Here is a 9,897-nt window from a genome sequence, read left to right as displayed (position 1 = left end):
GAAAAAGAAATTTTTTGCTAATTTATGGTTGACTTTTCATAGCTGGTCTCCTTTACCAAATTGTTTTTCCACCATCTACAACTATTGTTGCACCATTTACAAATGAACTTGCCTCTGAAATTAAATATAAAATCGTGCCAACATACTCTTGTGGTTCAGACATTCTTCCCATAGGAACATTATTTATAAATTTTTTAACAAATTCCGAATCTTGTCCATTATATATTCCTGAAGGGCATAAAGTGTTAGTTCTTATCCCATCTTTTCCCCAGTATGTAGCTAAATACTTTGACAATCCAATTATTCCATGTTTAATAACTGAATAACTGACGGGTTTAATTTTGAATTCTTTTTTTTCATTTGCCGACTGATAAATTCTTTGATCCGGTGCAATAATCCCATAATCTGAAGATATATTTAAAATATTTCCTCTCTTCTGTTCCTTCATTATTGTTCCAAAAATTTGACAACACAACAGTGTTCCTGTCAATCCCACTTCTATGTCCTTATTCCATTCTTCTATAGGAAATGTTTCAAATTTACCTATAGACATTTTTTCTTGTTTTCCTTCCATCTTTGGGTTATTTGCGGCATTATTAATCAAAATATCTATGTGCCCATATTTTTCCATAAGATAATCACGTACTTTTACAATTTCTTCACGAATCGTTATATCCGTCTTAGCACACTCTACTGTCATTTTATATTCAGATTCATAGTAATTTTTTACTTTCATCAATGTATCTATATTTCGCCCTAATAAGACAGGAATTCCACCACCTTCTAATACAGCTTCACAATGTTTTTTCCCAAGAAGTCCTGCCCCACCTGTAATAATACAAACTTTTCCTTCAATTGAAAACTTATCTTTTAATTTATTCATAATTGCCTTTCTTCAGATATTGATACACTACATTTTGTTTATCAAAATTATTTCTTAAAAATTCTAAATCACTCTTGTTATCAATGTCCACTGTTTCTTCAGTCTCAAAAGCCAGCATTCTGTTCCCATGTAATTGCATTTGTTCAATTATCGTTTGTGCTTTTAAAACATCTACATACACACTTGGCACAAAAACATCAGGATAACTTTGCCGTGGCATGTTAGCCGCATCATTTTCATAAAAAAATATACTTTGATAATAATCGCCGTTTTTTTTCAACCATTTATAAGGTGATAGCATCTTTGTTTCTCTTGAAGCAGATATTAAACACGTAGCATCTGGATGATTTTTTATCAACTTAACCGCTTGATCTATAACTCCAGGTTTTCTCAAAGGGCACGTTATTCTAAGTTGTACTAAAAATTCCGGAATACATTTTTCATTTTCATAAAACCATTGAATTGCATGAGAAACAAACTCTATATCAGTTGCCGTATCCCCCGAGATATCCTTAGGCCTTAAATACGGAACTTCAGCTCCAAATTTTTTTGCAATTTTTGCGTATTGATCTGAATCTGTAGAAACAATTACCCGTGAAATCTCTTTTGACATTTTTGCCACACCAATGGAATATGCAATAAGTGGAAATCCCTGTAAATCTTGTATGTTTTTATCGGGTATTCCTTTTGACCCAGATCGAGCCGGTATAATAGCCATAACCTGATCTTTTTTTATACAATTCAGCATTTCCAATTTCAATAATTTCTTTTCAGAAATCTCGCTCATCTTCCAATTTTTAGTGTGTGAAATTTTCCGATATAATTCTCTTATAACACCCTCTCCTCCATTTTTCACTGATACCCAATCACAAATTCTCTTAATTTCTATTTCTGCATCAGCCGGGCATCCGCTAACTCCTACAATATTCATAACCTCATAATCGTTCAGATCATTTCCCAAAAATAGAACATTGGTTAATTGAATTTTATTTTTTTTGCAATATTCAATTACAGCCTCCTTTTTACTCTTCAGTCCCTGCTGAACCTCTATTCCAAGTTTTTCAGCTCTTCTGGACACTACCTTATTCGTTTCCGTAGAAAAAATAACCTGTCGAATATTAGTCTTTTTTATTTGAGAAATTGCATAACCATCACTTCTATTTACGCGAACCTGTTCTAAACCATTTTCATCAATATACACACAATTATTTGTCATAACCCCATCAAAATCATATGCAATTAATTGTAATTGTTCTATTTTTTTATAAAACTCCCTATTATCCATTTATTACACTCTCAATCATTAATCAAATAATTCACCTATTAATTTCATATCACATTGCTCATTACATTTCATATTACATGCATGATTCAAATGCATATTACGGAATTTTTCATATTTTTCTCCATGCCAGATATCATATAATGATTGTTCTCTTACATTTCCAAAAACAATTTCATTATTAAAATCCTCCATACACATGGCAGCCTCTCCATTTGACTTAATTGTCATTGTCATCCACGGATGTTTACAAATTTCTGACCAGTGAATAGATTTCGTTCCATGAAAATCTTTACGATACCATTGACAATCTTCGCTTTTTAAATAAATATATACGTCCAAATCCTTAAATGCTTCTAAAAGCTTATCATAATCTTCCTTTTGGTTTCTGCGATTCAAATCGAGCATTGTAATTACAACTGTAGTATTAAGATCATTTTTCTTCTTATAATCTAAAACTTTCAATATAGACTGATAACTATCTGTAAAATTACTTCTTTCTCCTCGAATCTGTTTATGTATATTATCATCTACACTCTCAATAGAATATTTAATATAATTAAGTCCTGCATCCATCATTTTAAAAGTAGATTCAAAATCAATATTTGCCGGATTACAGCTAAAATATGACTCAAACCCTTTTTCATGCAAAATACGCACATACTCTTCCATATGTTTATCAAGCAACGGATCTCCATACCCATGCAATTGAATTACCTTTGATATGATATACAAAAAGAAATGATTTTCACTTGCCACATCATCTTCTGAAATTCCATATTTCTTTTCACAATAAGTTTTCCATAATGCCCAATCTTCTTTTGAATGTGGCTGAATTTGATCCACAACATTTAAAAAAGTCTCACGATCTATATCCTCAATTTTTCTTGTCATCATCGTTGTTCTTGGGCACATCTTACAACGCATATTACAACGATTTGTTGTTTCGATATTATATACAACAGGATGATCACTCATAATACTTTTTAACGCCTTACCACAGTCTTCCCTTGTTTGAATTTTTCCTTTTTTGATATCATCAAGCACATCGTCAAATTTTCTATAAAAATTAATATCTAGCATTTTTCCTTACCTCTCTTATTTGCGATATTTCAATTTTTTTCTCTGTACCATTTCCACTGGCAGAATTTCATCCTTCTTATATGTCAACGACATCTGCGTTGCATTCAAATTTCGAACTAAACGCCGTAGTCCATCAGGTTCCAACGATGCCGCATGATCTGTTCCTTTCCAAGTTCTATCCAAGGTAAAATGTCTTTCAAAAACTTCTGCGCCTAATGTATAAGCTGCAACATCAATGGCTATTCCATTATGATGCCCTGAAAATCCAATTCTCTTAACAATATCCTCATAACATTCTCTTAATCGTGTAATTTCAAGTAAACATACATCTTCAAATGCTACTGGATATCCCGATGTGCACGCATATATTGTTAAATCTCTATTTCTTTTTTTGTCCTCAAATAATCTTATAATTTTTTCTTCTTCTGTTTTTGTAGTCATTCCTAATGAAAGCTGGATCTCTCCACCATAATTATCACATAACCATTGAAGCATCTCCCAGTGGTTATTACATGCAGATGGTATCTTAATAAACTTTGGATTAAGAGATGTAATTTCTTTTGCAGAAGTCAAATCCCACACCGAAGTTGAATATACAATTCCAACTTCTTCACACCACTCTTTTAATTGTTTATGCTGATCTACATTAAACTCTAAAAATTCTCTATGTGCTCCATAGGTATCTCCATAGGAATTTTCTGGATGCGGATGAGGAGCATTATACTGCTCTGGTGTTAATAATTCTCGATTACAGCGCTTCTGAAACTTTACAGCATCCGCCTTACAGAAAATTTTAGCCATTTCAATCATTTCTTTTGCAATTTCCATATCCCCTTTATGATTACACCCAATCTCTGCAATTACATACGGTTTTTGATAATTAATCGCTTTCATTTTCTTATCCTCCATGATTTTAAAATCCTACTCTAACTTTCCAACAGTATCTTCAGTTATTGGTAATAACAAATCTATACCGCGTTTTATCAATTCCATATATTCAGTTCCTTTTCTTGCTATTTCCAATCCTTCTTCATGAAAATTTTTTTCTTCACAATACTGTTCACTTGTAATCATATAATTGGCAACAGCAAGTGTTCTTTCTATGATACTAAAAAGTTCATGGTGTTCAATTTTACTGGTAGTCTTTTTTATTTTATTAAAAATTTGTAAATATTTTGTTCTATTAATATTTGTACCTTTACAAATATTTTTTAATTTTTTATAATACGTCTCTTCTCTTTCTACATCTTTTTTTAATTCCCTGAACATTTCAGGAATTTTATTTAAGTATTCTACAGCTCGTTTTCTTTGCTCCTCATTAAATATTGGTGTAAGTTTTTCAAAACAAGACGCAATATTTACTTCTTTTTTACATTCCCTGTCAATCGCATCTTTTAAATTAATAATTTCCGTATTTTCAATCTTTGCGCCTCCTTCTGTAGCATTCATAACATGAATACCTTCACATCCTGCAATATAATAATTGAACCAGTCTAAATACATTTTATAATCAGCCCGTGTTGGCACCATTTTTTCGCAATTTCCAGGTACCATTTGACAATATCTTGTATCTATCACATCCATTTTTTCTTTAAATGTCCCATCCGCATGTGTCTTATTATCAGTTAACGCTAAATCCTGACCGACTAAAATAATTCGGGAAAACCCAAGCTTATAAACTAACGAAAATGCACTACAGGCAACCGATCCCCCACATGCAACATTGCTAAATGGAATTCCATTCATCACCATTAACTGAAGTGCCAACATTTCACCTTCATTAAAAAAAATCTTTTTGCCAGTATGATTCGCCATTATTTCTTTTGCTGAGCTTAAAGATGGCATCAATGGAATTCTTTTTGCTTCTTCAAAATCCAATAACTCTATCGGTTTCAATCCATCAACAACTACATATAAATCAGGAATAATTCCTGCTTTCACTAATGGTTTTACTGCCGTATCTACAGCAACAATAAACGCTTTATTTTTTGCTTTGCGTAATTCTACAATATTTTTATTTAAAGAGGGACCTGCCGATACAACTATTGCCGGAATATCCGTTGGTAATATATCACATAACTGAGTCGTGACAGATCCATCACACAAATAACAAATATTATGAAATAGATTATCTGCCTCAACCGCAGAAAAGCGAATTGTAGTATTATAATTAGAAACAATTCTTGTAGATACCTGATCTATACATTTTATAAAATGTAACACTTTATCTGGAAAAAGCATTTTATAATTTACATTTGTATAAATTTTTAAACCCCCAACGCTTGCCAAGTTCATGAAAGCAGTGACAACATTGTTCAATTCTTTTTCATTCAATCCTTCCACTACTAATCCCACTGCACGATTTTCGAAATAAATTGTAATATCCATCTTTTCCATCATTTCATAAAAAATATCAATGGACGGTTCGTAAACCATAATATTTACTGATTTATCTGTTTGGTTCAATATCTCTTTCAAAAATACAATATTTGCCATTCCGACAATATAGACAGGAGTACCCCTGGTAATTTTTCCCCATTGTTCTAATCTTCTCTTAGCTGTTTCTTTGGGTTTTCTCTTTCCCTCCATATACAACGTATGTATTCCCTGCCTAACACACACTATCGATTCTTCTTCGGTGTTTTTTACCTGAATTTCTAGACATCTTTTCTGTAATTCTTTTTTTTTCTCTACTAAATCCGCCAAGTTTGGAAAACGTTTTCTCAATGCAATCATATTTTTTTCATAAATTTCAGAATTCATCTGCACACGCCTCCCTCAACATCATTATTTTTTTATCCTCTAAAAAGAGCTCCAAAAATGGCTTCAATCCATATTCCAAAGTATCTTCCAAAAGAATATTGTCCCTGTTTTCCATTGCCTGCATAATATCTTTTAATATATCTATCAACAATTGCTGTAACAATTGGTAATCTTCTAAATTTAATTTAAATGTATTTTCTTCTAAAAAAAAAGTTGTAAATGAATTCAACTCTGGAATAATCTCTTCTATTCTTTTTTGTATATCTTCTTTTTCATATACTGCAAACTGAACACATATAGAAAAAACTTCCTTATATAATGTTTCAATCTCTTCCATTTTTCTATATACTCCTTTATCAAAAAAAGAGTTGACAAACGTTGCCAACTCTTTTTTCACTTGTAATAGTATTATCTCACAATTTTCTAAATTACTGCAAAAGTGATAAAACTCCCTGTGTAGACTGATTTGCCTGTGCAAGCATTGACTGTCCTGCCTGTGCAAGAATATTATTCTTGCTGTACTGAACCATTTCAGAAGCCATATCTGTATCCCGGATACGAGACTCTGCGGACTGAGTATTTTCTGATACATTGTCCAAATTAGCAACTGTATGCTCTAATCTATTCTGTAATGCACCCAAGGCAGATCTCTGTGTTGATACTGTATTAATTGCATTCTGAACATATGTAATTGTATTATTAGCAGCCTCATAGTCATCAACTCTTGCTTTATTACGGATTTCTCCATTACCTCCAGCAGTTGCTGACGCTTTAGAAGTCTTTACATATTTCTGAAAATCATCATTAATAGCTTTTGCAACAATTGCCTTCTGATCTGCTAAATAAGAGTTTCTAGCCCCTGCAGCAGATGCAAATCTCTTCTCTTTTCCACCAATTGTAGCCTTATAATAGATAGATCCTGTAGTATCATCATACTGAGCAATAAAATTACTTGTGCTACCAACTTTTTTTGAAATTGACTTCTGAAATGCAGAAATCGCATTTGCCTTATTTGTAGCCACATCATCGCTTTTGACATATGCAAACGACATACCATTATAAACTACTTTTTTAGGAGTATTTCCACCCTGCTTTACAGTTTCTTTACCTAATCCGAGTGCATCTGCATTCATGCAATCAATAGAAATAGCAATTTTCTGTTTTGCATTAGCGCCAACCTGAAGATTCTTATCTTTGAAATTACCATCCAACAGATTCTGCTTATTAAACTGAGTTGTTTCAGAAATTCTGTTTAATTCTTCTGTTAATGCATCCAGCTCCTGGTTGATTGCATCACGGTCGATAGACTGGTTTGTGTCATTTGCACCCTGTACAGCCAATTCATTCATACGCTGTAAGATAGAATGAGACTCATTTAATGCGCCTTCTGCTGTCTGAATAAGTGAAATACCATCCTGTGCATTGTCAGAAGCCTTGTCAAGGCCACGAATCTGGCTTCTCATCTTCTCAGAAATCTTTAATCCTGCAGCATCGTCTCCTGCACGGTTAATCTTATAACCTGAAGATAATTTTTCTGCTGATTTTGCCTGTGCACCAGAAGTAACTCCTAACTGGCGATTAGAGTTCATTGCGGTAAGATTGTGTTGTACTACCATGCCCATAATTAATTCCTCCTTGAATTAAGTTACAGCTTCCATGCTGTAATTGATTTGATTGTTTGAATTTGAAGATTTTCCTTTTTTCCAGCCGTACGCTCCGGTCAAAAGTTTATCTCATAAGGTAAGTAACCATTTTCCTTGCCTACCTGTTATATATATCGGACAGGGTTTAAAATACTTTAGTACCAATTTTAAAAATTTTTTTATTTTTCCAAATGTCCCCTTACTTAGTCCTATCAATTTTTCATTCACCTGCTTTATTCGTAAGCGCATAGTTTTAGGGCGTACCCTATAAATGAAATCTGACACCCTGCGCTAGGATGCCAGACATGCGAGTATTTCACTACATTTTATTTACAAGTTTTCTGAGCCAATTTACTCCACGGGGCAAATTGTTCCAATTCCTCGTCTGACATTTCAGCACCAGGACGATGCTCCAGAAGGAAGCTCAGATATTTAAGTGGATCAAGTTCATTGGCTTTTGCCGTTTCTATCATAGAATAGATTTTCATACTGGCATCTGCCCCGGCTGGTGTATCACAGAAAAGCCAGTTCGTACCAGCCAGACATAAGATTTACTCTGTGGTCTGCGGCCTTCTTCCTTTAATACCTGGATCGGAGTCTCATCTGCCATCAGATATCTGCGTTTCAACAGTTTCCGGTGCAGATATTCATACATTGGCAAAAAGTAATTCTCTGCGCAGTAGATGATCCAACTGGCCATGGTCGTACGGCTGATCTTTACCCCAAGGTGTTCAAAGTCCTTCTCCTGACGGTATAAGGGCATGGACATGACATATTTATAATACATCACATGTGCTGCAAGACCGGACGATGCATAACTCCCTTTGGCTCTGTATAACGCAGTTCTGTCCGGATGGGTTCGTGTCCGATAGGAATCATCATTGTTCCACAAACATCACACGTTTTCTGTTCTTCCGTAAGAGTATCTACATAAACATTCTCTGTCGGAAGATCAGCAAAGACCTCATCATAAGCAGCTTTCGATTTACGGGCCTTCTTGTGTGCTTTTACCTCAATGTATTCCAACTCAAGGGGCACCGGTTCCGGTTCATCCTCCGTCTGCAGGTGGAACAGATCCAACTGTCCCGGGAGCTGTTCATGCCGGATCTCACTGGTGGAGCCAAAAAGTCTGGTCTTCAGGTAGTCCAACTGTGCCTGAAGGTTAGCGATCAGTTGATCCTTTTCGCTGTCTTTGGCATCACGTTCCTGCAGCATTTTCTGCAGGGAACGGATAAGCTCGTTCTGAGTGCTGATTGTATTATTCAGTTGTGAAATCGTATCCTTAAGCTCTAAGAGCTGGATATCTCTTACTCCTGAAGGCATTGTTTTTTCGCTCCTTTTCTATGGTTCAATTATACCATAAAACAAGCGAAAAACCCTGAAAAATCAAGCGTTTCCGATACTTTTTATCGCCTTTGGCTGCTCGGTTTCAAGACCTGACATAAGCCAGTCAAACTGCCTCCATGTAATGGGTTTTACCTCATTACGGTTGCGCGGCCAACGGTATTTTCCTACGTTGGCATCAAGTCGCTTATATAAAAGTACAAATCCTTCACGTTCATGAAGAAGCACTTTTATTCGATCACTACGTCTGCCACAGAAGAGATAGATTGCATTTGGCCTGGAAGGGTTCATATTCAGCTGGTCTTTTACGACAGCGCATAATCCATCAATGGACTTGCGCATATCTGTATAACCACAGATCACATAAATCTCGTCTGCGACAGTGATGTCTCCTAACATGTCCCTGTCACAGCTTTAAGGATCTGTGACAGCAGCTTCGGGTCAACATCATTTGAAATTTTTATTGAAACAGTCCCAAGCATGACCTCGATGGCGGGGCAGGGTTCTTCCAGCGGAAGCATTGTGCTTTCGACAGTTGGAATGCCCGGGTTTTGATGATCAGGTATCACCTCAAGTTTTACAACATCCGGTTTAAGGGCTGGCTTATAATCGCCGCGTCCTGTGGCAGGGGGGATATCATAACAAGCTTTTTTTCTCAGTCTTTTAACCCAGTTGTAAAAGGTGCCGGGATTGATGTTATGTTCTGTACACCATTGGTAGTCACTAAGACCGCTGCTGCGGCATTCCATGATAAGTTGATATTGTTCGTCTGCTGTGCGTCTTTGCGTTTTCATACAGGAAACCTCCATAGTTATAGTAAAACGCTCGCATTTATAGTATCTAGCGCCGATACTGTAGTAAAATGCTGGCATCTATCATCTATAATTATGGCAAATTTT

General features: G+C 35.1%; 12 protein-coding genes. All 12 read right to left on the bottom strand.

The genetic code is table 11. From position 1 onward, the window contains the following. Positions 1-52: 52 nt before the first annotated feature. The 12 genes from DXD06_RS16630 to tnpA all read right to left on the bottom strand — a co-directional run bounded on the left by DXD06_RS16630 (position 53) and on the right by tnpA (position 9,792). Positions 53-883, bottom strand: a complete 831-nt coding sequence (locus tag DXD06_RS16630; RefSeq protein WP_117833174.1) for an SDR family oxidoreductase — start codon at positions 881-883, stop codon at positions 53-55. Continuing rightward, a complete protein-coding gene (locus tag DXD06_RS17180; protein WP_158569563.1) occupies positions 876-2,168 on the bottom strand; it encodes a cytidylyltransferase domain-containing protein in 1,293 nt (430 codons plus the stop codon). Before DXD06_RS17180 ends, DXD06_RS16630 begins: the two co-directional genes overlap by 8 nt. An 18-nt stretch (positions 2,169-2,186) precedes the next feature. Then, positions 2,187-3,248 carry a radical SAM/SPASM domain-containing protein gene (locus DXD06_RS16620; protein ID WP_117833173.1) on the bottom strand — a complete coding sequence of 354 codons (1,062 nt, stop codon included), beginning with the start codon at positions 3,246-3,248 and terminating at the stop codon, positions 2,187-2,189. Between the two features lie 15 nt (positions 3,249-3,263). Continuing rightward, positions 3,264-4,142 carry an N-acetylneuraminate synthase family protein gene (locus DXD06_RS16615; protein WP_117833172.1) on the bottom strand — a complete coding sequence of 293 codons (879 nt, stop codon included), beginning with the start codon at positions 4,140-4,142 and terminating at the stop codon, positions 3,264-3,266. A gap of 27 nt (positions 4,143-4,169) precedes the next feature. Further along, positions 4,170-6,011: a motility associated factor glycosyltransferase family protein gene (locus DXD06_RS16610; RefSeq protein WP_117833171.1), complete on the bottom strand. Its 1,842-nt coding sequence runs from the start codon at positions 6,009-6,011 to the stop codon at positions 4,170-4,172. After that, positions 6,001-6,348, bottom strand: coding sequence for a hypothetical protein (locus tag DXD06_RS16605; protein WP_117833170.1), 348 nt, complete (start codon positions 6,346-6,348; stop codon positions 6,001-6,003). The genes DXD06_RS16610 and DXD06_RS16605 overlap by 11 nt, the downstream gene beginning before the upstream one ends. A gap of 91 nt (positions 6,349-6,439) precedes the next feature. Then, complete coding sequence (locus DXD06_RS16600; RefSeq protein WP_117833175.1) at positions 6,440-7,627, bottom strand: flagellin N-terminal helical domain-containing protein; 1,188 nt, start codon at positions 7,625-7,627, stop codon at positions 6,440-6,442. A 353-nt stretch (positions 7,628-7,980) separates the two neighbouring features. Continuing rightward, positions 7,981-8,142, bottom strand: coding sequence for a transposase domain-containing protein (locus DXD06_RS17660; RefSeq protein ID WP_243001175.1), 162 nt, complete (start codon positions 8,140-8,142; stop codon positions 7,981-7,983). Further along, on the bottom strand, positions 8,139-8,441 hold the full coding sequence (locus DXD06_RS17655) for an IS66 family transposase (protein ID WP_243001173.1): 303 nt from the start codon (positions 8,439-8,441) through the stop codon (positions 8,139-8,141). The genes DXD06_RS17660 and DXD06_RS17655 overlap by 4 nt, the downstream gene beginning before the upstream one ends. Continuing rightward, positions 8,441-8,977, bottom strand: a complete 537-nt coding sequence (locus DXD06_RS17650; protein ID WP_243001171.1) for a hypothetical protein — start codon at positions 8,975-8,977, stop codon at positions 8,441-8,443. Before DXD06_RS17650 ends, DXD06_RS17655 begins: the two co-directional genes overlap by 1 nt. 63 nt (positions 8,978-9,040) lie before the next feature. After that, complete coding sequence (gene tnpB, locus DXD06_RS16590) at positions 9,041-9,397, bottom strand: IS66 family insertion sequence element accessory protein TnpB (RefSeq protein ID WP_117833169.1); 357 nt, start codon at positions 9,395-9,397, stop codon at positions 9,041-9,043. Continuing rightward, positions 9,391-9,792 carry an IS66 family insertion sequence element accessory protein TnpA gene (gene tnpA / locus DXD06_RS16585; protein ID WP_117833168.1) on the bottom strand — a complete coding sequence of 134 codons (402 nt, stop codon included), beginning with the start codon at positions 9,790-9,792 and terminating at the stop codon, positions 9,391-9,393. The genes tnpB and tnpA overlap by 7 nt, the downstream gene beginning before the upstream one ends. Between the last annotated feature and the right edge of the window lie 105 nt (positions 9,793-9,897).

Origin of the sequence: Roseburia sp. TF10-5 (genome assembly GCF_003462365.1) — a bacterium.
Taxonomy (GTDB): domain Bacteria; phylum Bacillota; class Clostridia; order Lachnospirales; family Lachnospiraceae; genus Roseburia; species Roseburia faecis.
The sequence above is the reverse complement of the archived record's forward strand: the minus strand, read 5'-3'. Positions and strand labels throughout refer to the sequence as shown.

What these genes read in the sequence shown, in the direction of transcription:
- DXD06_RS17650 (WP_243001171.1), bottom strand. Translation starts at nt 8,977, where the DNA reads ATGCCTTCAGGAGTAAGAGATATCCAGCTCTTAGAGCTTAAGGATACG.
- DXD06_RS16610 (WP_117833171.1), bottom strand. Translation starts at nt 6,011, where the DNA reads ATGAATTCTGAAATTTATGAAAAAAATATGATTGCATTGAGAAAACGT.
- DXD06_RS16615 (WP_117833172.1), bottom strand. Translation starts at nt 4,142, where the DNA reads ATGAAAGCGATTAATTATCAAAAACCGTATGTAATTGCAGAGATTGGG.
- DXD06_RS17655 (WP_243001173.1), bottom strand. Translation starts at nt 8,441, where the DNA reads ATGTATTATAAATATGTCATGTCCATGCCCTTATACCGTCAGGAGAAG.
- DXD06_RS17180 (WP_158569563.1), bottom strand. Translation starts at nt 2,168, where the DNA reads ATGGATAATAGGGAGTTTTATAAAAAAATAGAACAATTACAATTAATT.
- DXD06_RS16600 (WP_117833175.1), bottom strand. Translation starts at nt 7,627, where the DNA reads ATGGTAGTACAACACAATCTTACCGCAATGAACTCTAATCGCCAGTTA.
- DXD06_RS16620 (WP_117833173.1), bottom strand. Translation starts at nt 3,248, where the DNA reads ATGCTAGATATTAATTTTTATAGAAAATTTGACGATGTGCTTGATGAT.
- tnpB (WP_117833169.1), bottom strand. Translation starts at nt 9,397, where the DNA reads ATGTTAGGAGACATCACTGTCGCAGACGAGATTTATGTGATCTGTGGT.
- tnpA (WP_117833168.1), bottom strand. Translation starts at nt 9,792, where the DNA reads ATGAAAACGCAAAGACGCACAGCAGACGAACAATATCAACTTATCATG.
- DXD06_RS17660 (WP_243001175.1), bottom strand. Translation starts at nt 8,142, where the DNA reads ATGAAAATCTATTCTATGATAGAAACGGCAAAAGCCAATGAACTTGAT.
- DXD06_RS16605 (WP_117833170.1), bottom strand. Translation starts at nt 6,348, where the DNA reads ATGGAAGAGATTGAAACATTATATAAGGAAGTTTTTTCTATATGTGTT.
- DXD06_RS16630 (WP_117833174.1), bottom strand. Translation starts at nt 883, where the DNA reads ATGAATAAATTAAAAGATAAGTTTTCAATTGAAGGAAAAGTTTGTATT.